Below are 24,773 nucleotides of genomic sequence, written 5' to 3'. Positions count from 1 at the left end.
GGAACCCACCATGACCGGACTCACCCAGGCGCTGGCCGCCTACGTCGCCCAACCCGAACTCGGCCCGCGCCGGGCGCAGGCCGAGAGCATCGCTCGCCAGGGCATGACCGACACGATCGCCGTGGCATTGGCCGCCCGCGACGAAGCCGTGACCCGCATCGCGCTGGACTACGCCCGCGGCCAGGCCGGCCCCGCCGAGGGCGGCGCGCCGCTGTGGTTCGGCGGCGAGGCGCTGCCTCCCGCCCGGGCCGCCTTCGTCAACGGCGTGGCGAGCCATGCGCTGGACTACGACGACGTGGCGCTCTCGGGCCATCCCAGCGCGGCGCTCACGGCCGCCATCCTGGCGCAGGGGCATGCCCAGGGCGCTTCGGGCCGCGACTGCCTGCGGGCCTATATCGTGGGCTACGAGGTCTGGGCCGAGCTGGCCGCGCGCGAGCCCGACCCGTATCACATCAAGGGCTGGCACCCGACCGCGGTTTTCGGCACCGTGGCGGCCACCGCCGCGCTCGCCCGCCTGCGCGGTTTCGAGGCGCCGGTCGCGGCGCGCGCGCTGGCCATCGGCGCCAGCCTGGCCAGCGGCCTGGTCGCCAATTTCGGCACCATGACCAAGCCGCTGCACGCGGGCCGGGTGGCGGCGCAGGCCTTCGAGGCCGTGACGCTCGCGGGCCTGGGCCTGACCGCCGCGGACGACGCCCTGGAGCATCACGCGGGCTTCCTGGCCGCGCTTTCGCCGCGCGGGCAGGCCGACCGCGAGCGCGCGTACGTGCCCGGCGAGCCGCGCATTTTGGCCACCGGCCTGTCCATCAAGAAGTACCCGGTCTGCTACTCGGGCCATCGCATCATCGACGCCGTGATCGACCTCGCGCGCGAGGCGGACCTGGACGCCGAGCAGGTTGCTTGGGTCCGGGTCGGCATCGGCCGGCCGCAAGCGTCGATGCTGCGCAATGCGGCGCCGGTCACCGCGCTGGAGGCAAAGTTCAGCGCCCAGTTCGCGGTGGCGGCCGCGCTCCTGCGGCGCAAGGTGGGCCTGTCCGAACTGGACGACGCCTTCGTCAACGAGCCGGCCATGCGCGCGCTGTACGGCAAGGTGGAGATCGGGATTGTCGAAGCGCCCGACCCGGAGGATTCGGCGTTCTCGCGCTACGACACGGTAGAAATCGACATGCGCGACGGGCGGGTCCTGCGCTCCGGCGAGGTCCGCTATCCCCGCGGCCACGCGCACCTGCCGTTGGCCGAGGCGGATCTTCGCGCCAAATTCGAGGACTGCATGGCCGTCTGGCGCCGCCAGGCCGGGGCCGACGCATCGGCGCTGCCGTCCGCCGGCGCGCTCTACGACCGGCTCGCGAGCCTGGCGCAGATCGACGACGTCCGCACCCTGTTCCGGGGCTGAGCCATGACGATCGCCGACACGATACCCTGGTCGCTGGAGCTGCATACGCTGGCCGGGCGCTTTCCGGACGGCGTGGCCGTCGACGACGGCCAGGGCCGGCTCACGTTCTCCGAGTTGAACGCGCGGGCCCATGCCCTGGCGCGCGTGCTCGCCGAGGATGGCGCCGGCCCGGGCGCATGCGTGGGCATCTACTTGCCCAACGGCCGCGCGGCCGTCTGGGCCGATTACGGCGCCACCGTCGGCGGCGTGTGCCTGGTGCATCTGAACGCGGCCTACACGCGGGAGGAGATCCGCTGGAGCCAGCGCCTCACGCCGATGAGCCATATCGTCACCGACCGGGCGCATGCCGACACCGTGCGCGACCTGGGCGCCCGCCTCATCCTCTGCGAAGACATCGCGCCGCTGGCCGAGCCGTCGGTGCTGCCGGCCGTTCCGGCCGCGGACTGGGGGCGCATCATTTTTTCGTCGGGCACCACGGGCAAACCCAAGGCGCTGGTGTACGACCAGGGAAGGCGCTGGCTGGCCGCGGTCATGCTGCGCGCCGTGCTGCCCTTTACGCCCGGGCCGGGCTCCCGCGTATTGCTGATGACGCCCTACGTGCACGGCGCGTCCATGCAGGCTCGCGCCTGGATGGACTATGGCGGCACGGCCCTGCTGCTCAACGGGGTGGACGTGGAGGTGGCCGGGCAGGCGCTGCGCGGCGGCACGCTGGATGCGGTGTTCGCGCCGCCCACCGTGCTGGCCAAACTGGCCGCGGCGTTCGAGGGGGAACACTTCCCCGGCGTGCGCTGCGTGTTCACCGGCACGCAGACCCTGACCCCCGGCCTGTACGCCAAGGCGCGCGCGCTGTTCGGCCCGCGCGTGCGCGTGACCTACGGCAAGAGCGAGAACGTCAATCCCATCACGGTGCTGGATCCGGAGGCCACCGAGGCCTGCTTTGCCGCCGGCGACGGGGAGGGCGCGTGTCTGGGATGGCCGGCGCCCGGCGTGCAACTGCGCATCAATGCCCAGGACGAGATCGAGCTGCGCTCGCGTCATATGTATATCGGCCACGTCGACGAGGGCGGCTTTCATCCGCCCGATGCCGACGGCTGGCACCGGACTGGGGACCTCGGCCGCATCGACCCGCGGGGCCGTTTGTGGCTGCTGGGCCGCATGGCCGACGTCATCAAGAGCGGCGGCTACAAGATCTATCCCGACGAGATCGAGGGGGCGCTGGCCGGCATGCCGGGCTGCGGCGAGATCTGCGTGGTCGCGCTGCCTTCGGACTACTGGGGCGAGGTCATCGTGGCGGTGGCCGAGCGGGCCGGCGAGGGCTGGCAGGAGGCCGCGAGCCAGCGGGTCGCGGGGCTGGCCCGCTACAAGCATCCGCGCGCCTATGTGGCGGTCGAGGCCCTGCCGCGCAACCCGCAGGGCAAGATCAGCCGCCGGGCGGTGCGCGACCTGGTGCTGTCGGCCTACGCCTTGCGCGACGGCCCCTATCCCGAGCTGCACGCGCTGTGAAGGCGGCGGGCGCCGGGGCGCCCGCGAGCTGGCGCCCCTCAGTCGACCCGGGCGTTGGAGGTCTTGACCGCCTGGCCCCAGACGGCGATCTCGCGCGAGATGAACTGGCGCGTGTCGGCGGGGCTGTACGACACGGTTTCCGCGCCCAGCACGGCGAGCTTCTCTTGCAGTTCGGGGCGGCTCAGGGCCTTGCGCACGACGGCGTTGAGCTGGTCGATTATGGGCTTGGGCGTGCCCGCCGGGGCCAGCAGCGCGATCCAGGCCTGCGCCTCGTAGCCCGGCACGCCTTCGGCCGACACGGGCCTGGCCTGGGGAAAGGCGCGCGCGGGTTCGCGGCCGCCCACGGCCAGCACCTTGAGCACGCCGGACTGCACGTGCGGCATGATGGCCGGTCCCGCCTCGAACATCATGGCCACGTCGCCGCCGATCAGGCCGGTGAGCGCGGCCGCCGCGCCGCGGTAGGGAACGTGGGTGAGTTCGAGGCCGGCCTGGCTCTTGAACATCTCCATGGCCAGGTGATTGGTCAGGCCGCTGCCGCCCGAGCCGTAATTGAGCTGGCCCGGGCGCTGCTTCACGTACGCTTCCAGCTCGCGCACATTGTTGGCCGGGAAGTCGGCGCGCACCACCAGGAAGAGCGGCACCATGGCCACCAGGGCGATCGGCTCGTAGTCCTTCTCGACGTTGTAGGGCAGCTTGCTGTAGAGCCCCGGATTGATGGCGACGGGGCCGCTGGCCGTCATCAGCAGCGTGTAGCCGTCGGCCTCGGAGCGCTTGCCCGCCTCCATGCCGATGATGCCGCCGGCGCCGCCGCGGTTGTCGACGAAAAAGGATTGCCCCATGGCATCGCCCAGCTCCTGGCCGATCGCGCGGGCGATCACGTCCGTGGTCTGTCCGGCCGGGTACGGCACGATGATCTTCACGGCGCGTTCCGGATAGGCGGCCTGCGCGGCCCCCATTCCGAGGCCGGCGCTCAGCAGCAATCCTGCAATCAATCCGCGCATGCTCAGTCTCCTCTGGTGGTTTTCAATGCCGTTCTTTTTATATACGTACATAAACATAGCACCTGTAGGTGTCTATGTACGTATATTGTTATGGTGCGGCGCGGAAAATCCGGGGAGGCCGGGAATCGCGGGGTGTCAGGGCAGGACCACGACCTTGCCGGTATGCCTGCGGGTCTCGACGGCTTCGTGGGCGCTGGCGATGTCGTCCAGCGCGTAGGGATGGATCGCGGGATGGTGCAGCGCGCCGGCCGCCAGCCAGTTGCCCAGTTGCTCGACCGCGCGCTGCTTGAGCGCGGCCGGCATGGTGTACACGAGCAGGAACGACAGTTGAAGATTGCGGCGCATCAGGTCCCGGACTGGGATCGCGGGCCGCAGCTCGGTGTCCGACGCGTAGGCGGCGATATGCGCGCCGTTGGCCGCCAGCGCCAGATTGCTTTGCAGGTTGCCGGCGAAGTCCAGGTCGATGAAGGCGTCGAAGTCCTCGCGGCCCTGCCGCGCCAGCCACTGCCGGGCGGCCGAGGGCAGATCCTGCCCGCGCGGCACGGTCTCGATGCCGGCCGCGGCGGCGGTCCGCGCCTGTTCGGCGTTCGACACGCTGGCCAGCACGCGGGCGCCGCGCAGGCGCGCCATCTGCGCGGCATAGAAGCCCACGGCGCCCACCGCGCCATGCACCAGCACGCAGCGTCCGGTGCCGGCGTCGATCCGTTCGCAGGCATGCCAGGCCGTCAGGGCGGGCACGCCCAGCGCCGCGCCGACGCCGAAGGGCACGTCGTCTGGCAGGGTAACGGCGAGATGCTGGGGCACCGTGACCCATTGCACGGCGGTGCCGCAGGGGCGGTCGAGCTGGCATTCGTATAGCCAGACCCGCTGGCCCAGGCGGGCCGGGTCCACGCCTTCGCCCAGCAGGTCGATGGTGCCGGCGCCGTCCTGGTGCGGGATAGTGCGCGGCCAGGGGTTGGGCCGCGCTCCCGTGCCGCCGCGCGTCTTGACGTCGGACGGGTTGACGCCGGACGCCGCGACCCGCACGCGCACCATGCCGGGCCCGGGGGCTTCCTCCGGCATCTCGCCCAGGCGCAGTACTTCGCTCGCCGCGCCTCGCGTTTCATAGTAGGCAGCCTTCATCCCGGTCTCCTCATGTGTCTATCGGTTGGGCAGGCCCAATACGGCCTTGGCCACGATATTGCGCTGGATTTCGTTGGATCCGCCATAAATGGTGGTGACCAGCGATTGCAGGAATGGGGCGCATGGAACCAGCGAGGTGCCGTCCGTCATGGGAATGCCGGTCCAGGTCCCGCCGGCTTCGTCGGCCCAGCGCACGATTTCGCGCGCGATGCGCACATAGGTTTCCGTGGCCAGGATCTTCAGCCCGGACACCGACGGCGGCAGCAGGCCGCCGCGGCGCACGATGTCGGCGTAGAGACCGTAGAACGCTTCCAGCTCGCGCACCGCGCCGAGCAGTTGCGCGTAGGTCTGGCAGAACTCCGGCTGTTCGAACAGGGACTGGCTTTCGGCCAGTTGCTCCAGGTGGTGCAGCGCCTGGCGCGACTGCTGCGGGCTGCCCGCGAAAATGCGTTCGTAGCCGAGCAGATCCTTGGCGATGGTCCAGCCCATGTTGAGTTCGCCGACCAGGTTGCCCGCCGGCACGCTCACGTCCTCGAAGAAGACTTCGCAGAACTCCTGTTCGTCGACGATATTGGTAATGGGCCGGATGGTCACGCCCGGCGTCTTCAGGTCGATCAGCAGGAAGCTGATGCCGGCCTGCGGCTTGACGGTCTTGTCGGTGCGCACCAGGGCGAAGATATGGGTGGCGTCGTGCGCCAGCGTGGTCCAGATCTTCTGGCCGTTGACGATGTAGCGGTCGCCTTCAAGGCGGGCCTCGGTGCGCAGCGAGGCCAGGTCCGAACCGGCGTTGGGCTCGGAGTAGCCCTGGCACCAGATGTCCTCGCCCGAGAGGATGCGCGGCAGGTAGCGCGCCTTCTGTTCCGGCGTGCCGTGCTGGATCAGCACCGGGCCGAGGTTGATGATCCCCTGGTCGGGCAGGCGGGCGGCGCCCCAGCCTTCCATCTCTTCGAAGAAGACCAGCAGCTTGGCCGGCGACAGCGCCATGCCGCCGTGCTCGCGCGGCCAGGCCGGCGCCAGCCAGCCCTTGCGGGACAGGGTCTGGTACCAGTCGCGGACTTCGCGCAGCCGCAGCCGGCGCGGCACGTGGCGCAGGTGCTGCGGGTAATGGGCGCGCAGGAAGCCGCGCACCATCAGGCGGAAGCCTTCGTCGCTCATGGCGTCGTAGTCGTCGCCCGAGGCGGCCTGGCCGTCGGCCAGGGCGGCCTCGCCGTCCGGGTGGCGCAAGGCCAGGTAGCGGGCCTGCAGGTTGCGCGGGCTGCCCAGCCAGGAGGCCGCGTGCAGGGCCCGCTTCAGATACAGGCCCACGTCGTACTCGTCGGTGTAGCCGATGGCGCCGTGCAACTGCACGGCCTCGCGGCACAGGCCGATGACGCGCTCGGCGATCCGGGCCTTGGCCAGCGCCGCCACGCGCGGCAGGGAAGCGGGGTCGTCGCGCACCTCGCGATAGCTGTCGGCCAGCAGCGCGCCGCAGACCATCACGCCGACGTAGGCGTCCACCATGCGGTGCTGCAAGGCCTGGTTCGCGCCGATCGCGCGGCCGAACTGCACGCGGGTCTTGAGGTAGTCCAGCGTGAGGCAGAACACGCGCCGCGCGATGCCGAGAAGCTCGCTGCACTGGAGCAGCCGCGTGAACTCCAGGGCCTGCTGGCAGACCGCATCCACCTCGTTGCCTTCCGCGATCATGCGGGAGGCGGGCAGGTGCGCGTCCAGGTGCAGGGTGCACAGCATGCTGCCGTCCACCCGGGATTCCGTTTCCACGGTGACGCCGGGGTCGTCGGGCTGCACCCAGACCAGGGTGGGGGATTCGCCCAGGCGGGCATGGACCAGCCAGCCCGTCGCGCCGGCCGGCGCCACCCAGCGCTTGGTGCCGACCAGGTGCATGCGGTCGCCGGTGCAATCGACCGAGGTGGAGACCGAGGTGGGAATGAGTTCCCCGGGATTCTCCTGCCAGGCCAGGCCCGCCACGGTCGAGCCGGCGATGGCATCGCGCAGCAGTTCCGCCGCCAGCGGATGGCCGGCGAAGGCCGGCAGCACCAGCGTGGCCATGGCGCCGCCCAGATAGGGCTCCGGCAAGGGCGATTCGCCCACGGCGGTGGCGATCGCGCCCAGCACGTCGATCTCCAGCCCCAGGCCGCCCTGGGCTTCGGGCACCGTCACCGAAGTCCAGCCGGCTTCGGCCAGGGCGCGCCAGGCGCCGGGCTCCCAGCCGGGGCTGGCGCCGCGCAGCGCGCGCAATCTCGTCAAGGGCGAAACCTGGGCCAGTATGCCGCTTGCCGCCTCCATGAATTCGGCGTGCCGGGGCAGGGGGCCGAAGAGCGAAAAAGAATCGAGTGCCGTCATCATGGTCCTTCAGCGTGGCGTCGTGGCCTGGAATGGGAATGCCAAATTCTAGGTTCGGGCCGGCGGGCGATTCATAAGGCAGCGTTGAGAGCAGCTATTACAAAAGCCGTGTGATGAGGCGGCGCGATCCTCCCTAGAATTCCGTATCAATCCAGACAAGCCTGAACGGCGAGGAGACAAGAAATGCGTGCAGCAATTGCCCGGCTGGCGTTGTGCCTGGCCGCCACCAGCGTGGCGGCGGCGTCGGTGGCGGCGGAAGCTCCGGTGGAGCGTATCGTCGTGCCCTATGCCGTGGGGGGCGTCACGGACCTGTACGGGCGCGTGCTCGCCGAACGCCTGGCGGCTGCGCAGGGCGCGCCCATCCTGGTCGACAACCGCCCGGGCGGCGGCGCGGCCATCGGCACGTCCCATGTCGCGAAGAGCCCGCCGGACGGCCGCACGCTGCTGCTGGGCAGCGTCGGCACGGCCACCAACCCGGCCATGATCAAGGCCTTGCCCTACGACCCGCGCGACATCGTGCCGGTGGCGCAGGTTGCCGTCAGTCCGCTCATCCTTTACGTGCGGGCCGACCTGGCGACCGACGTGCGCCAGTTGATCGATTACGCGCGCAAGTCCCCGCGCGGCCTGTCCTTCGCGAATTCCGGCGTGGGGTCCAGCCCCAACCTGGCCGCGGCGCTGTTCGCCCGCGAACTCGGCCTGCAGGTCACCCATGTCGCCTATCGCGGCACGTCGGCGGCCATCAACGATCTGCTGGGCGGACAGGTCGACGCCTATTTCGACACGCTGCAGGCCATGACGCACGTCAAGGCCGGCCGCATCCGCGCGCTGGCGGTGGCCGCGCCGGAACGCCTGGAGCAGGCGCCCGACCTTCCCACCCTGGACGAACTGGGCGTGCGCGACGTGTACGCGTCGAGCTGGTGGGGAATCTTCGTGGCGTCGGGCACCTCGAAAGAGGGCGTGCAGGCCTTGCAGAAGCGGCTGCGCGCGGTGATCGACGAGCCCATCGTGCAGCAGCGGGCCCGGGAAATGGGGGCCATAGCCGTCTTCCGCGACCAGGCCGCTTTCCAGCGCTTTTTCGACAGCGAGGTGGCGCGCTGGAGCGCCATCATCGCCGCCGAGAATCTCTCGGCCCAGTAGACCCATGGCAAAACCGAGCGAAGCCCCGGACTGGGATCTGCGCGCCCTGAGGATCTTTTCGCTGGTGGCGCGCAGCGGCAGCATCACCAAGGTGGCGATCGACCTGGGCGTGAGCCAGCCCGCCATCAGCCGCTACCTGTCGATGCTGGAAAAGCAGTGCGGCGGCTATCTCTTCACGCGCAATGGGCGCGGCGTCGGCCTGACCGAACTGGGCAAGCAGGTGCAGCCGGTGGTCGAGCAGGTGCTGGCCAGCGCCAGCGACCTGAACGACGTCATCGCCGCCGCCCACGGCCGGGTCTCGGGAACGGTCCGCATCGGCACGCTGCCGTCGTTGAGCAATGCGCTGATCGTGCCCTTGCTCTTGAGGCTGCAGCGCGAGTATCCGGCCATCCACGTGCAGATCGTCGAAAGCGCCGCGGGGCAGATCGAAAGCTGGCTCCAGCGCCGCGAGATCGACATCGGCCTGCCCTACCGCAGCCACGACGCGCTGGGCAGCGACGAAGACGTGCTGCTGCGGCTGCCGTCCTATCTGATCGGCCCGCCCGGCGACCGCATCACCGCCGCGCGCCAGGTGCCGTTCTCCAGGCTGGACGGGCTGCCGCTGGTGTTGTCGCGCAAGCCGTCCTCGGTGCGCATGATGTTGGACGAGATGGGCCGGCGCAACGGCGTGGACATCCGCGTGACGGTGGAAGCCGATTCGGGCTTCATCCAGAAGCAGATGGTGGTCAAGCGGTCCGGCTACACCTTGCTTCCCTGGCATTTCGTGGCCGCCGAAGTCGAGCGCGGCGAGCTGCAGGCTTCCGAGATCGTCGAGCCGTCGGTCGTGCGCATCGTGTCGCTCATGCTGACCGACCGCCCCACGCAGGCGGTGAAAGTGGTGACCGCGCTGCTGCGGGAGATCGTCAGCGAATCGCTCGCGCAACTTGACGCGTTGCCGCCCGAGGCAACGTGAAAACAAACGGGCCCGTCCTCTCCGGCGGGCCGCAAGGAGACAAAAAAATGATCCGATTCTTCAAACGCGCCTGCGTACTTGCGCTGGTGGCCTGCTCGGCCCAGGCGGCCTATCCCGACAAGCCCATCCGGATGGTCGTGCCCTTCGCGCCGGGGGGCGGCGCGGACCTGACCGCCCGCGTGGTCGCCGAAACCCTGTCCAAGAAACTCAAGCAGCAAGTCATCGTCGAGAACAAGGCGGGCGCCGGCGGCCTCATCGGCGCGGCGGCGGTGGCCCGCGCCGACCCGGACGGCTACACGCTGCTCTACACCACGCCGGGCCAGCAGATGACGCTGCCCTACCTGGTGAAGAACATGCCCTACGACCCCGACGAGCTGCGCCCGGTCTCGCAGGTGTCGCTGGCTCCCAGCGTGCTGGTGGTCAATACCAAGCTGGGCGTGAAGAACCTGGAGGAACTGATCGCGCTGGCCAAGAAGCGCCCGGGCGAACTCAATTACGTCAGCGCGGGGATCGGCGCCAGCAGCCACCTGAACGGCGAGCTGCTGCAGATCCTGGCCGGCATCCGCCTGCAGCACGTTCCCTACAAGGGGACCGGCGAAGCGGTCAGGGACCTGGTCGGCGGCAACGGCGACCTGGCCATCGACACGGTGGGCATCTATACCGGGTTCATCAAGGACAAGCGGCTCATCCCGCTGGGCGTCACCACGCCCGACGAAGTGCCGATCCTGCCCGGCGTGCCGCCCCTGTCCAGGACGCTGCCGGGCTACGACGCGTCGCCGGTGAACTACATCTCGGTGCCCAAGGCCACGCCGGACGCCATCGTGCAGCAACTGGCCAAGGCCTTGCAGGCCACCATCGCCGAACCCGGCGTGAAGGAAAAGATGCTCGAACAGGGCATCCTGGCGATCTCCAATACGCCCGAGGAAATGGCGGAACTGCTGCGCAAGGAGCAGGCGCGCTGGCGCGAGGTCATCAACCAGGCCGGCATCGCAGAAAAGTAGTTTCCCGGAGTCTTGAGCATCATGGCATCGCAGCAGTCCCACCCGCTTTCCCACATCCGCGTCCTCGACCTGAGCCGCGTCCTGGCCGGCCCCTGGGCCAGCCAGACGCTGGCCGACCTGGGGGCGTCCGTCACCAAGATAGAGCAGCCCGGCGTCGGCGACGACACGCGCGCCTGGGGGCCGCCCTTCCTGGAGCGCGGCGACGGCTCGCGCTCGAACGAATCGGGCTATTACCTGATCTGCAATCGCGGGAAGCGGTCCGTCACGGTCAACCTGAAATCGCCGCGCGGGCAGGCGCTCATCCGCAGGATGGCGCGCGACGCCGACGTCGTGCTGGAGAATTTCAAGGTCGGCACGCTGGACCGGCTGGGCCTGGGCTATGAACAACTGCGGGCCGAGAACCCGCGGCTGGTCTATTGCTCCATCACGGGATTCGGCCAGACCGGCCCGCGCGCGCAGCAGCCCGCCTATGACTTCATGATCCAGGCCATGAGCGGGCTGATGAGCATCACCGGCGAATCGGACGACCGCCCCGGCGGCGGGCCGATGAAGATCGGCGTGCCCATGGTCGACCTCATCACCGGCCTGTACGCCAGCAACGCCATTCTTGCCGCGCTGGCCCGCCGCGAGGTGAGCGGCGAGGGCGAGCATATCGACATGGCCATGCTGGACGTGGGCGTGACGCTGCTGGCCAACCAGGCCATGAACTACCTGTTGACCGGCAAGGTGCCGCCGCGCCGCGGCAACCGCCATCCCAACATCCAGCCGCAGCGCGTCTACGAATGCCGCGACGGGCGCATCATCATGGCCATCGGCTCGGATTCGCAGTTCGCCAAGCTGTGCCGCGTGCTCGGCCACCCCGACATGGCCGCCGACGAGCGCTTCAGCACCAACGCCGCGCGGGTGGTCAACCTGCCGGTGCTGGATCCCTGGCTGGACGAACAACTGATCCAGCACGACAAGGCGCCCTTGCTGGCGGCGCTGGAGCGCGAAGGCGTGCCGTCGGCGCCGATCAACACCATCGGCGACGCCTTAGAGGATCCCCAGGTCGTCCATCGCGGCATGCGCTTTTCGGTCCCCCATCCGGACGGCATGGAGATGCCGCAGGTGCGCAGCCCGTTCCGCTTCCGCAATACCGACCTGCGCCTGGAGGACGGCCCGCCCACCCTGGGCCAGCATACGGACGAGGTCCTGGCCGAGCTGGGGCTGACGGCCGCGGACATCGCCGAACTGCGCAACGAACAAGCCATCTGACATCCGACTTCAACCGAGGAACACCATGTCCCGCTACCAATTCGAAAGCCTGCGCGTCGAGCTGCAGGACCACGTCGCCACCGTCTGGCTCGACCATCCGCCGGTCAACGCCGTCCACACCCGGATGCTGCAGGACCTGACGCTGGCCATGGACATGTTCGGCGAGGATCCCGAGGTGCGCTGCGTCATCCTGACCGGCCAGGGGCGGGTCTTCTGCGCCGGCGCCGACCTGAAGGGCCGCGCCGAGATGCTCGGCCATCCGGCCGGGCTGCCCCAGCACTCGCGCCGCACGCGCGAGCTGTTCCACGCGATCCGCGAGTGCCCGAAGCCCGTCATCGGCGCCCTGAACGGCCCGGCGCTGGGCGCGGGCCTGGGCATCGCCGCCTCCTGCGACATCCTGGTGGCGGCCGAGGGCGCCTGCCTGGGCTTGCCGGAAGTCGACGTCGGCCTGCTGGGCGGCGTCAAGCACGCGCAGCGCCTCTTCGGGCATTCGCGCCTGCGCCGCATGATGCTGACCGGCATGCGGGTGCCGGCGGAGGAACTCTACCGCCTGGGCGTGGTGGAGGCTTGCGTGCCGGGCGAGCGGCTGCTCGACGAGGCCGGCCAGATCGCGCGCCAGATCGCCGCCAAGAGCCCCACGTCGGTGCAGTTGATGATCCAGACCGCCAACGCGATCGAGGACATGAGCCTGCGGGACGGCTACCGCTACGAGCAGGACATGACGGCGCAGGTCGCCAAGAGCGACGATGCGAAGGAAGCGCGCCAGGCCTTCCTGGAAAAGCGCGCCCCGGTATTCAGGGGCAGCTAGGCGGCATGGCGGCGGGGCGGGCGGCTCGGCCGGACGTCCTGGGGAAGACGGCGTAGCGCATATCCTGCTTTGGGATGGGAGAATCCCGGATTTTCCCAACTTTAGTATGGGTTTTCGCCGGCCTTGCCCTATATTCCTGTGAAAATACCAACTTCCAGGGATATCCGGCGTTCTCGGACTGATTCACAGTTCAGCCTGGGCAATGCCGCTCGCTCTTTTCCTATGACCGTCAACATGCTTGCTTCCGAGTCGACCCTGCCTGCACCGGTGCTGCTGGTGGAGGACGAACCCCTGATCTGCCGCCGGCTGGAAGGCTTGCTGCTGCAACTGGGATACGCGCCCGAGGCGCTGGTGTTCGCCTCGACGCTGGCGCAGGCGCGCGCCTGTCTGGCCACCGAGCCGATCGCCCTGGCGCTGGTCGACCTGGGCCTGCCCGACGGCAACGGCACGGACCTGATCGCGGAAATGCATGCCGCCGATCCGGGCCTGGCGATTCTCGTCATTTCGGCCTGGAGCACCGAGGACGCCATTCTTGCCGCGCTGCGCGCCGGAGCCACGGGGTACGTGCTCAAGGAGCGCGACGACCTGGAAGTGTCGCTGTCCCTGCGCAGCGTGTTGCGGGGAGGGGCGCCCATCGACCCCTTCGTCGCCCGGCGCATCATCGAGGAACTGCGCCCCAGGCAGGCGGAACCGGCCGACGGCGCCACGGGGGAAACGCTCAGCCCGCGCGAAAGCCAGATTCTTCGCCTGGTATCCGAGGGGCTGGGAAACCGCGAAATCGCCGAGGAACTGTACCTGTCGCGCTATACCGTCGAATGCCACGTCAAGCACATCTACCGCAAGCTCGCCGTTTCCTCGCGCACACGGGCGATACACGCCGCCCGTACGCGGGGCTTGCTCGATTGAGGTGGCTCGCGGTCCTGTGGCTGGCGCTGTGGCTGGCGCCGGCATGGGCGCAGCAAGCCGAACCCGCGTGCACGGCGCAGGTGCTCGCCGTCCAGGTGGCCAGGGGCGACGCCGACGGCAACCGGCCGGGGCCGGGGCAATGGCAGCCGGCGGCGCTGCCCGACGACTGGAGCGCCCGCTGGCCCGGCTACGGCGGCACGGCCTGGTACCGGATCGACTGGCAGCGGCACTGCCCGGCGGCGGGCGCCGGGCAAGTGGCGCTGGCGCTCGAGTCGGTGATCATGGCGGGCGAGGTGTACGTCAACGATGAACGGATCTGGAGCGACCCGCAACTGACCGAGCCGCTGTCGCGTAGCTGGAATATGCCGCGCTACTGGCTCATTCCGCAATCCCTGTTGCGCGACGGCGTGAACACGCTGTGGGTGCGGGTGGTCGGCGTCGCGGGGCAGTCTCCGGGCCTGGGCCCGGTCTACCTCGGCGACCCGGCTTCCATCCTGCGGCGGTACGAGGACCTGTGGTGGAGCCACCGCAGCCTATTCACGCTCAACCTGATCGTGTCGGCCGTCATGGGCGGGCTGTGCTTCTGCATCTGGCTGATGCGCCGCGAACAGCGAACCTATGGCTGGTATGCGCTCATGGCGCTCTTCTGGGTGATGTTCATCGCCAACGTGCTGGTCACCAGCCCGTGGCCCTTCCCCGACAGCGTGACCGCGGCGCGGGCCAATATCATGGCCCTGGTGCTGTACGTGGCCTGCTTCTGCATCTTCACGTGGCGCTTCGGCGGGCAGTCCCTGCCGCGCGCCGAAAAGGCGCTGTGGATGCTGTCGGCGGCGCTTCTGGTCGTGATGGCCTTCACGCCGCAGGCGCAACTGCCCGAGGCGCAACTGGCGGTGGTGCTGATCGTATCCGCCATTTTTTTCATCAACTGCCTGCAGTTCCCGGTCCACGCCTGGCGCACCCGCCGCCCCGAACATGGCATGATGGCGGCGTGCCTGCTGATCTTCTTCGGCGCCAGCGCCCATGACCTGCTGCGCATGCTGAAGCTCATCGACAGCGGGAACACCTATACGCCCTTCACCAGCGTCGTGGTCACGCTGTGCATGTCCGCCGTGCTGGGCTTGCGCCACGCCCGCAGCGTGCGGCGCATCGAACGCTTCAACCAGGAACTGGCCGACGGCATCGAGCAGGCGCGCACCGAACTGGCCACGACCCTGGAGCGCGAGCACACGCTGGCGCTGGCCAACGCGCGGCTGCAGGACCGCTTGCAGATCGCCCACGACCTGCACGACGGGCTGGGCGGTTCGCTGGTGCGCATGATGGCCATGGTCGAGCAGGCCAGCGCGCCGGTGCCCAGCCAGCAGTTCCTGTCCATGCTCAAGCTTCTGCGCGACGACCTGCGCCAGACCATCGACAGCGGTTCCAGCGCCGGCGTCAAGGTGCCGGCCACGCCCCGCGAGTGGATCGCGCCATTGCGGCACCGGTTCATGCAATTGTTCGACGAGCTGGGCATCGGCGCCGGCTGGCGGTTCCCCGAGCAATGGCGCACGCCGCCCAGCGCCCTGCAATGCATGGCGCTCACCCGCCTGGTGGAAGAATCGCTGGTGAACGTGCTGAAGCACAGCCGCGCCCGGCGCGTGGAACTGGAACTGCTCCAGCCCGAATCCGGCCGCCTGGAACTGCGGATCGAGGACGACGGCGCCGGTTTCGACGTGGCCGCCGTGCTGCGGGCGGGCATCAGCGTGGGCATGCGCAGCATGCATACGCGCATCGCGAGGGTGGGGGGCAGGCTGGACGTGGCGTCCCGGCCCGGCCAGACGGTGCTGATCGCCACGCTGGAACTGCGTCCGCCCCAGGGTTGAGGCGGCGCGGCTACTGCGCCGCGTTCTCGTCGTCCACCGTCAGCCCGCCGGTCTGCATGATGCGCTGGGCGATCTCTTCGGCGGACTTGCCCTCGAAGCCATGCACGCCCGCGGTGATCCGGAAGCTGTCGCTTTCCAGCGGGCCCATGAGGGTGGCCGAGGACAGCAGCACGCCGCCCGAGCGCAACTGGATGCGCTTGCCGACGCGTTCCCGGGTGAAGTCGGCCAGGGCCTTGCGGCTTTCGGGTTTCAGTTCGATGTCCACCGTCCTGGCCGAGGTGTCCGGGTCGGCGCCGGCCGTGGCCCGTTCCGCATGCAGGACGACCGTTTCGGCCTGCGCCGCGCAGGGCAGGAGCGCCGCCAGCGCGGCGGCGCGGAGAAAGGGGCGGATGGCGGGCATGGAAATCTCCTTCTGGCGGGCGGATGCCTCAATCCTAGCCGATGCCGCGCCCGCGCTCAGCGTCCGTCGCCCAGGTGCAGCGCCACCACCTCCGTATCTTTCCCATCCAGGCCCGGATAGCGCGTCCTGACCAGGGGATCGTGCCCCGGCACGATGTGCTCGGGGGATTCCGCGAATTTCAGCAGGGTGTCGTAGCCCGCCAGCATGTCGGCCACGTTGTGGACGATGGGAAACGGCGCTTGCAGGCCCATGTTGTCGTAATAATGGCTGGCGTCCGACGCCAGCACCATCCAGCCTCGCGCGGTGTGCACGCGCACCGCCTGCAGCCCCTGCGTGTGGCCGCCGATATGCAGCAGTTGCAGGCCCGGCGCGATTTCGTCGTGGCCGTGGTAGAAGGCCACGCGCTTGTCGTAGACGCCTCGCACCACGTCGACCACGTCCTCGACCGCATAGGCGTGGCGCAGCATGTCGAAGCGCATGTTGCAGCCGCAGGCGTAGTGCAGTTCGCTTTCCTGCAGGTGCAGGCGGGCGTTGGGCAGTTTTCGGATATTGCCCGCGTGGTCATAGTGCAGGTGCGTGACGATGACGTCCTGGACGTCGGCGGGCGAGATGCCCAGCTTTCCCAGCGACTCGATCGGGCAGCGCTGGAATTCGCGGCCGCGCGCCTGGGCCGCCGCCGCGTTGAAACCGGTGTCGACGAGATGGATGCGGCTGCCGTGGCGGATGACCCAGACGAAATAATCCATGGGCATGGGGCCGTCGTGCGGATCCGGGGGGGCGATGAAGTTCTGGGGCCGCCTGCGCGCGACCGTCGCATAGCGCAGGGCATAGACTTCGTAGTTCGGCAATGTCATATGATTCCCCTCGTTGCGCGGAGGTGTTCCAGTTCGGGCCGCAGATAGTCCAGCAGCCGCCGCGGGTTTTCGACCATGGGAAAGTGGCCCAGCTCGGGCATCACGCCGAAGCGCGCGCCGGGTATCAGCGCGGCGACCCGGCGCGAATCCTCGGGAGTGGCCGAGTAGTCATAGGCGCCCGTCAGCAGCGAGACGCCGAAGGTGTCCGTATTCAGTCCCGCGACGTGCGCGGCGGCGTCGAAGTCTTCGCTGTAGAACCAAAGGTCGTTGGCGTACACGTTGAAGCCGCCCTGCGAATAGATCCAGGCCGCGTCGCGCCGGGCGTCGAGCGGGGTGGACGGGGCCATCAGCCCGCGCACGTAGGCGGGATTGTGCGCGGCCTGGTTCACCTGGGGATGGCACAGCATGGGCGTGCGCCGCCCGCTGGCTTTCCAGGGGGCTTCCAGCGCGACGACGCCGGCCACGTCGGCGGGGCTGCGCCTGGCGGCGACGAGCGCCATCGCCGCGCCCATCGAACAGCCCAGCAGTACGGCGGGCGCGCGCGCCACCTGGCGGATGACCGACAGGCAGGCCTGCAGGTAGGCGTCCAGGGTCAGGCCGTCTTCGATCCAGGCCTGTCCGGGCAAGGGCATGCTGCGGCCGTGGCCGGGCAGGTCGAAGGCGATCATGCGCCATTGCCGCCGCAAGCCGGGGTCGGCCATCAAGGCGTGGTATTGGCGGGAGTCCGCGCCGGCCGTGTGCAGCATCAACAGCGGCGGGCCGGATTCGACGCCGCTGGTTTCATAGTGGATGCAGGCCGGTTCGCCGCCGATGTCGACCGTGGCGTAGTGCCCGGAAATCGCGCTCCGGTCCAGCAGGGCGGGGGCGGCATCCACCTGGCCGCGCAGGATTTCGAACAGCCGTTCCAGCGGATGCAGGGCCTGGGCAATGGCGAGCGCGTCGCCCGTGACGCGCAGGCCTGGCGCGTGCCGGCGCGCGGCGGTGAAGGAGTGGTAGCCCGGAGGAGGCTCGGCGCCGAGCATTTTTTGCCAGACGTCCGCGGGCGCGCTGACGACGATGCACTGCGAGGGGCCGGCGGGCTGGCCGGCCCAGACGGTTATTTTTTCGCCGGGTCCGGCGCCCGCCTGCAGCCAGATGGCGCACGGCAGGCCCCGGGCGGCGGAGAGGAATTCCTTATCCTGCTGGGCCAGCGCTGCCCCGGCCCTCAGTTCTTGGACGATCGCCTTCACTTGGCTGGGTCTCCTCTTGTTGGCGCCGGAGCACTTCGAGCGCGGTGCGCTCGGCGTTCACGATGTGGCTTCGGGCCGCTTCCTGCGCGCCCTGCGGGTCGCGGGCGCGGATGCGTTCGAACAGGTGGTCGATTTCGGCCAGGCTTTCCGGAAGCCGGTCGGCGCGCGCGAAGGACGTGGCCCGCAGCAGATTGATGCGCGACAGCAGCCCGGGGAGCATGTCCTTGACCAGGTCGTTGTCGCAGCCGCCCAGCAGCACGTCATAGAAATCGCGCTTGGCCGCCAGCAGGGCCGACTTGTTGCTGCCCTTGCCCTGGCGGTGCAGCGCATCCACCGCCTTGCGCAGGCGCTCGATGTCCGCGTCGCCGGCCAGCCGGGCGAATTCGTGCGCGGCATAGCCTTCCAGCAGGGCGCGCAGGGCATAGAGGTCGCGCGCGGCCTTTTCGGTGATGCGCACGACGGTGGGGCCGCGGTGCGGCTCGATGGAAATCAGGCGTTCGGCTTCCAGTGTGCGCAGCGCTTCGCGCAGGGTGCTGCGGCTGATGCCAAGCTGTTCGCACAGTTCGAGTTCGCGCAGGCGTTCCCCGCCTTTGATCCGCCCGTCCATGATGGACGCGCGCAGGAATTCCTCCACGCGGGTGCGCAGGGTAGCGGGTTTTTCGAATATCGCGCCGGTGGGGGTGGCCATAGCAGTCTCTTCTTTATCCTGGCGGCGGGTTCCAGCGGCGGCGCAGGCCTTGGGCCATGCCGCCGCGAACCGCCGTGTCGACGTAAAGACGCAATATATCCCGTCGGCCGGCCATGGCTACAGTCCCAGATAGGCGGCGCGCACCCGGCTGTCTTCCAGCAGGGCGTTGCTGGGGCCGGAAAGCACCATGGAGCCGGATTGCAGCACGTAGGCGTGCTGGGCGACCGACAACGCCAGGCGGGTGTTCTGCTCCACCAGCAGGATCGTCAGGCCGCTGCGGTGGATGTCCACCATGGCCTGGTGCATTTCCTCGACGATCTTGGGCGCGAGGCCGTGGCTGGGTTCGTCCAGCAGCAGCAGCCGGGGCTTGAGCATCAGCGCCCGCCCGAACGCGACCATCTGCTGTTCGCCGCCGGACAGCGTGCCCGCCAGTTGCCGGCGGCGCTCCTGCAAGCGGGGGAACAGGGCATAGATCCCGTCGCAGTCGCGCTTGACCGCCGCGGTGTCCCGGCGGCGGGTGTAGCCGCCCAGATAGAGGTTTTCCTCGACGGTCATTTCCGGGAATACGTGCCGGCCTTCGGGGACATGGGCGATGCCCAGCTCCGGGATGCGGTGCGGGGGCAGGCGCAGGATTTCCCGGCCGTCGAACTTCACGCTGCCGCTCGTCCTGTCCAGCAGCCCGGATATGCAGCGCAACAAGGTGCTCTTGCCGGCCGTATTGGCGCCGACGACGGCGATGAACCCGCCTTCCGGCACGGTCAGCGATACGTCGCGCAGGACCGGGCTGCGGTCGTACGAGGCGGTCAGCGCGTCGATCTGCAAAAGACTCATGCCAGCGCCTCCGCCTGTTCCAGCGATTTGCCCAGATAGACTTCGATCACGGTCGGATCGGAGGCGATTTCGGCGGGGCTGCCTTCGGCGATCTTCTGGCCGAACGACAGCACCAGGATCCGGTTGCACAGCCGCATGATGGCGCGCATATGGTGTTCCACCACGATGAACGTGATGCCGGATTCGTCGCGCAGCGTACGGATCAGGTCCAGCATGGCGTCCATTTCGGATTCGTTCAGCGCCGCCATGACCTCGTCCAGCAGAAACACCTTGGGATCCGTGCACAGGGCGCGGGCGAGTTCCACACGCGCCTGTTCCGGAAACGACAGTTCGCCCGCCGGCTTGCGCGCGATGGCGGACAGGCCGACGCGGTCGAGGTTGTCGCGCGCCACCTGGCGGGCGCGGTCCACGCCGTGGCGCAGCAGTCCGCCGACCAGCACGTTGTCCAGCACCGTCATTTCGGGGAACAGCGCCACGTTCTGGAAGGTCTTGGTCATGCCGCGCGCCGCGATCTGGTGGGGACGCAGGCCGGTGATATCGTGGCCGTCCAGTTCGATGCGTCCGCCGTTGCCGCGGTACAGGCCGACAAGCAGATTGAACAGAGTCGTCTTGCCGGCGCCGTTGGGGCCGATGAGGCCCAGGATGTCCCCCTTCGCCACGTCGAACGACACATCGTCCACGGCTTTCAGGCCGCCGAAGCGGCGCTGGACGCGGGAGACCTTGAGGATGTCAGGCATGCTGCCTCCCCGCGAGGTTCCGCAGCCGGGCCCAGAGCGCCGACAGGCCCCGGGGCTCGACCAGGATGATGGCGATGAGGATCAGGCCGAAGGCCAGTTGCGATACGCCGGCCGTGTGCCCGGATAGCCAATCGTTGAAGACCTCTTCCAGCGGGATGATCACCGCCGCGCCGATCAGCGGACCCGCCACGGTGCCCACGCCGCCGATGATGCAGATGAGCGCGACGCGCACGGAAATGCCGACCAGCGAGAACACCGTGTCCGGATCGAAGAAGTAGATGAACTGAGCGTAGAGCGTGCCGCAGGCGCCCATGAGGGCGGCGGAGATGACCGCCGCCAGGATGCGGGTCCGGGCGGTGTTCACGCCGATGACCTCGGCGGCCTGCGGATTGGCCTTGACCGCGCGCAGGCGGTAGCCCAGGCGCGAATGGCTGATGAGGGCGAATACGACGGACGTGACCAGCGCGGCGCCCAGCATCAGGTAGTAGTAGGGGATGCTGGACTTGAACTGCATCTGGGCCAGGCCTTCCGAGAACGGGATCGACACGCCCACCGGGCCTCCCGTGACGGACGCCCAGGTGTTGGCGATGGCGCGCAGCACTTCGCCGAAGGCCAGCGTGGCCAGCGCGAAATAGTGGCCGCGCAGGCGCATGGTCGGCAGGCTGAGCAGCGCGCCCGCCAGCGCGGCGACCGCCATGGCGGCGACGATGCCCAGCCACGGGGAAATGCCGTAGCGCATGAGCAGCAGCGTGGAGGTATAGGCGCCCAGGCCGAAGAAAGCCGCGTGTCCCAGCGAGATCTGGTTGGCCAGTCCGCCCACGATGTTCCAGGACTGGCCCATGGCGGCGAACAGCAGCACCAGCGTCATGACGCGGATGCCGTAGCCCTGGTCTTCCATCAGCCAGGGCGCGCCGAGCGCGGCCGCCAGGACCAGCGCCCATTGCAGGAGTTGTCGGTTCGGAGTCATCAGCCCGCCCTTTTCAGTAGACCTTCCGGACGCACGGCCAGGACCAGGATGAAGATCGCGAAGAGCACCAGGTTCTGTAGCTGCATGGGCAGCACCAGCGACGACAGGGACTGGATGACGCCGACCGCCACGCCGCCCACCACCGCCCCGATCACGCTGCCCAGGCCGCCCAGCACCACGGCGGTGAACATCAGCACGCTGAACTGGGCGCCGACCGTGGTGGAGGCGGTCAGGTAGGGCAGGATGATCCCGCCGCCCAGGGCCGTCATGCCCACGCCCAGGCCGAACGCCAACTGGTGCACCCGGTGCGTGGAAATGCCGGACAGCCGGGCGGCCATGGGGTCCTGGGCGGTGGCGCGCACCGCCATGCCCCACCAGGTTTTCTTCAAGACCCACCACAGGGCCAGGCCCGCCACCGACGCCACCGTGAAAGCCAGCAGATAGGGCGCGCTGAGCAGGATCGGGCCGACCGCCAGCGCGGTCATCTGGTACGGCGTCTGCACCGAGCGGAACTCCGATCCGAACAGGATCAGCGCCAGGTTTTCCATGACGATGAGCAGGCCCACCGTCAGGAAGATCTGGGCGACCGCCGGCGCTTTCAGTACCCGGTCGATCAGGTACTTCTGCGTCAGCACGCCCAGCACGAAGGCGACGGCGAACGACAGCAGCGATCCCAGCAGGGGATCGAGCCCGAGCAGTTTCCAGGCGAAATACGCCACGAACATGCCCACCATCAGGAATTCGGCCTGGGCGAAGTTGATGATGGACACCACCCCGAAGACCAGCGTCAGCCCGATCGAGATGACCGCGTAGACGCCGCCCAGCAGGATGCCGTCCACCAGGGCCTGCAAGAATTGCATGATCGCTCTCCGCGCGCCGCGCTCAGGCCGCGCTGATGACGCGGCCCTTGGCCAGGGCCTGCGGCCAGACCGACACCAGTTCGTTGTCCTGCCACTGGACCATGATGGGCTGGGCCATGGTGTTCAGGCCGCTGGCGTCGAAATGCACGCCGCCGCCCGACATCACGCCGGCCCAGCCCTGGTCGTACTTTTGCGCGCGCAGGGCCTTGGACACCGCTTCGGGCTTGTCCGACGCGGCCACTTCCAGGGCCTGCGCCAGCACGCCGGCGCACACGGCGTGCTCCAGGGCTTCATGGGGCATGAACGTGCCGAACCGCTTGCGGTAGCGCTCGGTGTACTCGGGCGCCTGGTCGTAGTTGGCGGGCGCGATGGACAGCACGGCCTGCGAATACTGGCCCAGCGCCTTCGCGAAGTCGGGGATGACGTAGCCGGCCGCGCCGCCCACGACGGGCATGGTCAGGCGCTGCTGGCGCATGACGCGGATGATCAGCAGGCTGTCGTTGAGGTAGGAAATGGGAAAGACGATCTGGGCGTCGGATCCGCGCAGCTTGCTGATCAAGGGCGTGACGTCGGTGATGCCCAGCGGGTAGGCCTCGTCCAGCACGATCTGCGCGCCCGCCGCCTTGGCCGCGTTGCGCACCCCCACCGCCTGCGACGTGCCGTAGGCGGTGTCTTCGTAGAGCAGGGCGATCTTCTTGATCTCCGAGGCGCCGGCCACGACCGAGGCGGCGTAGTCGTACTGCGCGCGTCCCAGCACGGAGCCCTTGGATACCACCTGGAAAATGTGCTTGAAGCCGCGCTCGGTCAGCACATCCGAGAACGACATGGTCAATAGCGGAATGCCGCGGCGCTCGGTCACTTCGGATACCGCCAGGGTCAGCGACGACGCGTAGGCGCCGATGATGGCGACGCAGCGGTTCTGCGTGATCAGGCGCTGCGCCACGGTCGCCGCCGTGGTGGGCTGCGAGGTGGCGTCCGCGACGATGAGCTTGAGCTTCGCGCCGCCCAGGGCCTTGATGCCGCCGGCCGCGTTGATTTCATCGGCGGCCAGTTCCAGCCCCTGGCGCGAGTTGATGCCGAATTGGGCGTTGGCGCCCGACAGCGGCAGGATCACGCCGACGTTGACTTCGGACGGCGCAGCCAGCGCGCGGCCGGGCAAACCCGCCGCCAAGGCGGCGGCGCCGAGTCCGGCGACGAAATCCCTGCGCCCACGGCGGATGGCCTGTTGGGGTGTCTTCATGGTTGTCTCCTGGCTTTTTCGAGGATGGCGCTCGGCAGCCAGCCCGGCGCTCTGAGCCAATTATTGTTCCTGCCTTTCAATCGGTCAAGAATATTGTCAGACAATCCGACTATTGACGATCAATCCAAAATTGACAGACAATCAGACAAACCAGCGGGCAACCGACCGGACTTTCGCCGGTCACCGTCACAGTAGAGGAGCAACCATGGCAGACATCAAATCCGAAACCCAGGCCCTGTTCGACCAAGGGCTGAACCTGCGCCGCGAGGTGCTGGGCACCGAATACGTGGACGGTTCCATCGCCCGCGCCAACGAATTCATGATGGCCTTCCAGCACATCACCACCGAATGGTGCTGGGGCTACACCTGGGGCCGGCCCGGGCTGGAAAAGAAGACCCGCAGCATGCTGAACCTGGCGATGCTGACGGCGCTGAACCGCCCGGCCGAGATCAAGCTGCACGTCAAGGGCGCGCTGAACAACGGCGTGACCGTCGAGGAAATCAAGGAAATCCTGCTCCAGGCCACGGTGTACTGCGGCATTCCCGCGGGCCTGGACGCGTTCAAGGTGGCCAACCAGGTGCTGGAAGAAGAGGGCGCCTTCAAGGAGGCGCAAGCATGAGTGCGCAGCACGAAGGTAGTGCCGTGAGCGCGCAGCAAGGACGCGTCGGCCTCATCGGCATCGGCAGCATGGGCTGGCCCATGGCCGCCAGGCTGGTGCAGGCCGGCTTCGCGGTGACGGTGTACGACGCCGCGCCGGGCCAGGCCGCGAAGTTCGCCCAGGAAGTGGGCGGGCAGGCCGCCGCCACCTGCGCCGAACTGGCGGCCCAGGCCGACGTCATCTTCACCATGCTGCCCACCAGCGCCATCGTCGAACAGGTGCTGGGCGGAGAGCGCGGCGTGCTGGCGGGCCTGCGCCCGGGCAGCGTCGTGGTGGACATGAGTTCCGGCGTGCCGGCGCATACGCAGCGGCTGGCCCAGGCCGTCGCCGCCGCGGGCGGCGAAATGGTGGACGCGCCGGTTTCCGGCGGCGTTCCCCGCGCGCGCACCGGCGAATTGGCGATCATGTTCGGCGGCCCCGCGCAGACGCTGGAGCGGGTGCGCCCGGCCCTGTCCTGCATGGGCACGTCGATCACGCCCGTGGGGGCGGTCGGCAGCGCGCACGCCATGAAGGCCCTGAACAACCTGGTGTCGGCGGGCGGCTTCCTGATCGGCGTCGAGGCCATGCTGATCGGCCAGCAGTTCGGCCTGGACCCGAACGTGATCGTGGACGTGCTCAACGCGTCCACCGGCATGAACAATTCCACGCAGAAGAAGTTCAAGCAGTTCGTGCTGTCGCGCCAGTTCAATTCCGGCTTCGGCCTGGACTTGATGGTCAAGGACCTGGGCATCGCGCTGGGCATCGCCACCGATACCGGCACGCCCACCCCGTTCGCATCGCTTTGCCGCGAATTGTGGGCCTCGGCCGGCAAGACGCTGGGCAAGGGCCAGGACCACACCGCCGTCGCCCGCCTGTCCGAGCAATTGGCCGGCGTGGAGCTGGGCGCGAAGAAGGGCTGAGGCATCCCCCGGGCGCGGCCGTCCGGCCGCCGCCCGCGCCGGTTTATTGACGCCGCGCAAGGTAAGAATGCGCGATTGCCGTCAATTTTTGCAATATATGTCACAATATAAAATAATTGACATATAGCGAACCCGGT

General features: G+C 68.8%; 23 protein-coding genes. 11 read left to right on the top strand and 12 right to left on the bottom strand.

Annotation, left to right across the window (positions count from 1 at the left end; genetic code table 11):
• The first annotated feature begins 10 nt into the window (after positions 1-10).
• Together AVE30378_RS23520 and AVE30378_RS23515 are read left to right on the top strand one after the other, a co-directional pair.
• The gene (locus tag AVE30378_RS23520; RefSeq protein ID WP_129244079.1) at positions 11-1,390 is read left to right on the top strand and encodes an MmgE/PrpD family protein; all 1,380 of its coding nucleotides are present in this window, start codon (positions 11-13) and stop codon (positions 1,388-1,390) included.
• 3 nt (positions 1,391-1,393) lie between these two features.
• Positions 1,394-2,893, top strand: coding sequence for a class I adenylate-forming enzyme family protein (locus AVE30378_RS23515; RefSeq protein WP_244235127.1), 1,500 nt, complete (start codon positions 1,394-1,396; stop codon positions 2,891-2,893).
• A 38-nt stretch (positions 2,894-2,931) separates the two neighbouring features.
• Here the strand turns inward: AVE30378_RS23515 and AVE30378_RS23510 are convergent, their stop codons facing one another.
• The 3 genes from AVE30378_RS23510 to AVE30378_RS23500 form a co-directional block, all read right to left on the bottom strand.
• Positions 2,932-3,894: a Bug family tripartite tricarboxylate transporter substrate binding protein gene (locus AVE30378_RS23510; RefSeq protein ID WP_129244076.1), complete on the bottom strand. Its 963-nt coding sequence runs from the start codon at positions 3,892-3,894 to the stop codon at positions 2,932-2,934.
• Between the two features lie 135 nt (positions 3,895-4,029).
• Positions 4,030-5,016 carry an NADPH:quinone reductase gene (locus AVE30378_RS23505; protein ID WP_129244074.1) on the bottom strand — a complete coding sequence of 329 codons (987 nt, stop codon included), beginning with the start codon at positions 5,014-5,016 and terminating at the stop codon, positions 4,030-4,032.
• An 18-nt stretch (positions 5,017-5,034) separates the two neighbouring features.
• Positions 5,035-7,359: an acyl-CoA dehydrogenase family protein gene (locus tag AVE30378_RS23500; protein WP_244235126.1), complete on the bottom strand. Its 2,325-nt coding sequence runs from the start codon at positions 7,357-7,359 to the stop codon at positions 5,035-5,037.
• Between the two features lie 180 nt (positions 7,360-7,539).
• Here AVE30378_RS23500 and AVE30378_RS23495 point away from each other — a divergent pair, with 180 nt between their 5' ends.
• The 7 genes from AVE30378_RS23495 to AVE30378_RS23465 all read left to right on the top strand — a co-directional run bounded on the left by AVE30378_RS23495 (position 7,540) and on the right by AVE30378_RS23465 (position 15,273).
• Positions 7,540-8,493 (top strand): Bug family tripartite tricarboxylate transporter substrate binding protein, encoded by a 954-nt coding sequence (locus AVE30378_RS23495; protein ID WP_129244070.1) that lies wholly within the window; start codon positions 7,540-7,542, stop codon positions 8,491-8,493.
• Positions 8,494-8,497: 4 nt separating this feature from the next.
• The gene (locus AVE30378_RS23490) at positions 8,498-9,445 is read left to right on the top strand and encodes a LysR family transcriptional regulator (protein ID WP_129244067.1); all 948 of its coding nucleotides are present in this window, start codon (positions 8,498-8,500) and stop codon (positions 9,443-9,445) included.
• A gap of 47 nt (positions 9,446-9,492) precedes the next feature.
• A complete protein-coding gene (locus AVE30378_RS23485; RefSeq protein ID WP_129244064.1) occupies positions 9,493-10,446 on the top strand; it encodes a Bug family tripartite tricarboxylate transporter substrate binding protein in 954 nt (317 codons plus the stop codon).
• Positions 10,447-10,467: 21 nt separating this feature from the next.
• On the top strand, positions 10,468-11,700 hold the full coding sequence (locus AVE30378_RS23480; protein ID WP_129244061.1) for a CaiB/BaiF CoA transferase family protein: 1,233 nt from the start codon (positions 10,468-10,470) through the stop codon (positions 11,698-11,700).
• 25 nt (positions 11,701-11,725) lie between these two features.
• Positions 11,726-12,508 carry an enoyl-CoA hydratase/isomerase family protein gene (locus AVE30378_RS23475; protein ID WP_129244058.1) on the top strand — a complete coding sequence of 261 codons (783 nt, stop codon included), beginning with the start codon at positions 11,726-11,728 and terminating at the stop codon, positions 12,506-12,508.
• Between the two features lie 222 nt (positions 12,509-12,730).
• The gene (locus tag AVE30378_RS23470; RefSeq protein WP_129244055.1) at positions 12,731-13,414 is read left to right on the top strand and encodes a LuxR C-terminal-related transcriptional regulator; all 684 of its coding nucleotides are present in this window, start codon (positions 12,731-12,733) and stop codon (positions 13,412-13,414) included.
• Complete coding sequence (locus AVE30378_RS23465) at positions 13,411-15,273, top strand: sensor histidine kinase (RefSeq protein WP_244235125.1); 1,863 nt, start codon at positions 13,411-13,413, stop codon at positions 15,271-15,273. Before AVE30378_RS23470 ends, AVE30378_RS23465 begins: the two co-directional genes overlap by 4 nt.
• A 10-nt stretch (positions 15,274-15,283) precedes the next feature.
• Here the strand turns inward: AVE30378_RS23465 and AVE30378_RS23460 are convergent, their stop codons facing one another.
• The 9 genes from AVE30378_RS23460 to AVE30378_RS23420 all read right to left on the bottom strand — a co-directional run bounded on the left by AVE30378_RS23460 (position 15,284) and on the right by AVE30378_RS23420 (position 23,079).
• Positions 15,284-15,673, bottom strand: coding sequence for a SecDF P1 head subdomain-containing protein (locus tag AVE30378_RS23460; RefSeq protein WP_129244049.1), 390 nt, complete (start codon positions 15,671-15,673; stop codon positions 15,284-15,286).
• Positions 15,674-15,729: 56 nt separating this feature from the next.
• Positions 15,730-16,527: an N-acyl homoserine lactonase family protein gene (locus AVE30378_RS23455; RefSeq protein ID WP_129244046.1), complete on the bottom strand. Its 798-nt coding sequence runs from the start codon at positions 16,525-16,527 to the stop codon at positions 15,730-15,732.
• Entirely contained in the window at positions 16,524-17,756 is a 1,233-nt protein-coding gene (locus tag AVE30378_RS23450; RefSeq protein WP_129244043.1) for an alpha/beta fold hydrolase, read from the bottom strand. The genes AVE30378_RS23455 and AVE30378_RS23450 overlap by 4 nt, the downstream gene beginning before the upstream one ends.
• Positions 17,701-18,444 carry a GntR family transcriptional regulator gene (locus AVE30378_RS23445; RefSeq protein WP_129244040.1) on the bottom strand — a complete coding sequence of 248 codons (744 nt, stop codon included), beginning with the start codon at positions 18,442-18,444 and terminating at the stop codon, positions 17,701-17,703. The genes AVE30378_RS23450 and AVE30378_RS23445 overlap by 56 nt, the downstream gene beginning before the upstream one ends.
• Positions 18,445-18,561: 117 nt before the next feature.
• Positions 18,562-19,275 carry an ABC transporter ATP-binding protein gene (locus AVE30378_RS23440; RefSeq protein WP_129244037.1) on the bottom strand — a complete coding sequence of 238 codons (714 nt, stop codon included), beginning with the start codon at positions 19,273-19,275 and terminating at the stop codon, positions 18,562-18,564.
• Positions 19,272-20,012, bottom strand: a complete 741-nt coding sequence (locus tag AVE30378_RS23435) for an ABC transporter ATP-binding protein (protein WP_129244034.1) — start codon at positions 20,010-20,012, stop codon at positions 19,272-19,274. Before AVE30378_RS23435 ends, AVE30378_RS23440 begins: the two co-directional genes overlap by 4 nt.
• A complete protein-coding gene (locus tag AVE30378_RS23430; protein WP_129244031.1) occupies positions 20,005-20,979 on the bottom strand; it encodes a branched-chain amino acid ABC transporter permease in 975 nt (324 codons plus the stop codon). Before AVE30378_RS23430 ends, AVE30378_RS23435 begins: the two co-directional genes overlap by 8 nt.
• Positions 20,979-21,839 carry a branched-chain amino acid ABC transporter permease gene (locus AVE30378_RS23425; RefSeq protein ID WP_129244028.1) on the bottom strand — a complete coding sequence of 287 codons (861 nt, stop codon included), beginning with the start codon at positions 21,837-21,839 and terminating at the stop codon, positions 20,979-20,981. The genes AVE30378_RS23430 and AVE30378_RS23425 overlap by 1 nt, the downstream gene beginning before the upstream one ends.
• Before the next feature lie 22 nt (positions 21,840-21,861).
• Positions 21,862-23,079 (bottom strand): ABC transporter substrate-binding protein, encoded by a 1,218-nt coding sequence (locus tag AVE30378_RS23420; protein WP_129244025.1) that lies wholly within the window; start codon positions 23,077-23,079, stop codon positions 21,862-21,864.
• Positions 23,080-23,284: 205 nt separating this feature from the next.
• Between AVE30378_RS23420 and AVE30378_RS23415 the strand changes: the two genes are divergently transcribed.
• Positions 23,285-23,698 carry a carboxymuconolactone decarboxylase family protein gene (locus tag AVE30378_RS23415; protein WP_129244022.1) on the top strand — a complete coding sequence of 138 codons (414 nt, stop codon included), beginning with the start codon at positions 23,285-23,287 and terminating at the stop codon, positions 23,696-23,698.
• Positions 23,695-24,636, top strand: coding sequence for an NAD(P)-dependent oxidoreductase (locus AVE30378_RS23410; protein ID WP_129244019.1), 942 nt, complete (start codon positions 23,695-23,697; stop codon positions 24,634-24,636). The genes AVE30378_RS23415 and AVE30378_RS23410 overlap by 4 nt, the downstream gene beginning before the upstream one ends.
• The last annotated feature ends 137 nt before the right edge of the window (positions 24,637-24,773 follow it).

The sequence above is a fragment of the Achromobacter veterisilvae genome (assembly GCF_900496975.1).
In the GTDB taxonomy this organism is placed as follows: Bacteria; Pseudomonadota; Gammaproteobacteria; order Burkholderiales; family Burkholderiaceae_B; genus Achromobacter; species Achromobacter veterisilvae.
This window is presented reverse-complemented; position numbering and strand designations above follow the sequence as displayed.

What these genes read in the sequence shown, in the direction of transcription:
- AVE30378_RS23500 (WP_244235126.1), bottom strand. Translation starts at nt 7,359, where the DNA reads ATGATGACGGCACTCGATTCTTTTTCGCTCTTCGGCCCCCTGCCCCGG.
- AVE30378_RS23420 (WP_129244025.1), bottom strand. Translation starts at nt 23,079, where the DNA reads ATGAAGACACCCCAACAGGCCATCCGCCGTGGGCGCAGGGATTTCGTC.
- AVE30378_RS23430 (WP_129244031.1), bottom strand. Translation starts at nt 20,979, where the DNA reads ATGACTCCGAACCGACAACTCCTGCAATGGGCGCTGGTCCTGGCGGCC.
- AVE30378_RS23460 (WP_129244049.1), bottom strand. Translation starts at nt 15,673, where the DNA reads ATGCCCGCCATCCGCCCCTTTCTCCGCGCCGCCGCGCTGGCGGCGCTC.
- AVE30378_RS23445 (WP_129244040.1), bottom strand. Translation starts at nt 18,444, where the DNA reads ATGGCCACCCCCACCGGCGCGATATTCGAAAAACCCGCTACCCTGCGC.
- AVE30378_RS23440 (WP_129244037.1), bottom strand. Translation starts at nt 19,275, where the DNA reads ATGAGTCTTTTGCAGATCGACGCGCTGACCGCCTCGTACGACCGCAGC.
- AVE30378_RS23455 (WP_129244046.1), bottom strand. Translation starts at nt 16,527, where the DNA reads ATGACATTGCCGAACTACGAAGTCTATGCCCTGCGCTATGCGACGGTC.
- AVE30378_RS23510 (WP_129244076.1), bottom strand. Translation starts at nt 3,894, where the DNA reads ATGCGCGGATTGATTGCAGGATTGCTGCTGAGCGCCGGCCTCGGAATG.
- AVE30378_RS23520 (WP_129244079.1), top strand. Translation starts at nt 11, where the DNA reads ATGACCGGACTCACCCAGGCGCTGGCCGCCTACGTCGCCCAACCCGAA.
- AVE30378_RS23480 (WP_129244061.1), top strand. Translation starts at nt 10,468, where the DNA reads ATGGCATCGCAGCAGTCCCACCCGCTTTCCCACATCCGCGTCCTCGAC.
- AVE30378_RS23435 (WP_129244034.1), bottom strand. Translation starts at nt 20,012, where the DNA reads ATGCCTGACATCCTCAAGGTCTCCCGCGTCCAGCGCCGCTTCGGCGGC.
- AVE30378_RS23410 (WP_129244019.1), top strand. Translation starts at nt 23,695, where the DNA reads ATGAGTGCGCAGCACGAAGGTAGTGCCGTGAGCGCGCAGCAAGGACGC.
- AVE30378_RS23485 (WP_129244064.1), top strand. Translation starts at nt 9,493, where the DNA reads ATGATCCGATTCTTCAAACGCGCCTGCGTACTTGCGCTGGTGGCCTGC.
- AVE30378_RS23505 (WP_129244074.1), bottom strand. Translation starts at nt 5,016, where the DNA reads ATGAAGGCTGCCTACTATGAAACGCGAGGCGCGGCGAGCGAAGTACTG.
- AVE30378_RS23425 (WP_129244028.1), bottom strand. Translation starts at nt 21,839, where the DNA reads ATGCAATTCTTGCAGGCCCTGGTGGACGGCATCCTGCTGGGCGGCGTC.
- AVE30378_RS23490 (WP_129244067.1), top strand. Translation starts at nt 8,498, where the DNA reads ATGGCAAAACCGAGCGAAGCCCCGGACTGGGATCTGCGCGCCCTGAGG.
- AVE30378_RS23470 (WP_129244055.1), top strand. Translation starts at nt 12,731, where the DNA reads ATGACCGTCAACATGCTTGCTTCCGAGTCGACCCTGCCTGCACCGGTG.
- AVE30378_RS23475 (WP_129244058.1), top strand. Translation starts at nt 11,726, where the DNA reads ATGTCCCGCTACCAATTCGAAAGCCTGCGCGTCGAGCTGCAGGACCAC.
- AVE30378_RS23515 (WP_244235127.1), top strand. Translation starts at nt 1,394, where the DNA reads ATGACGATCGCCGACACGATACCCTGGTCGCTGGAGCTGCATACGCTG.
- AVE30378_RS23495 (WP_129244070.1), top strand. Translation starts at nt 7,540, where the DNA reads ATGCGTGCAGCAATTGCCCGGCTGGCGTTGTGCCTGGCCGCCACCAGC.
- AVE30378_RS23415 (WP_129244022.1), top strand. Translation starts at nt 23,285, where the DNA reads ATGGCAGACATCAAATCCGAAACCCAGGCCCTGTTCGACCAAGGGCTG.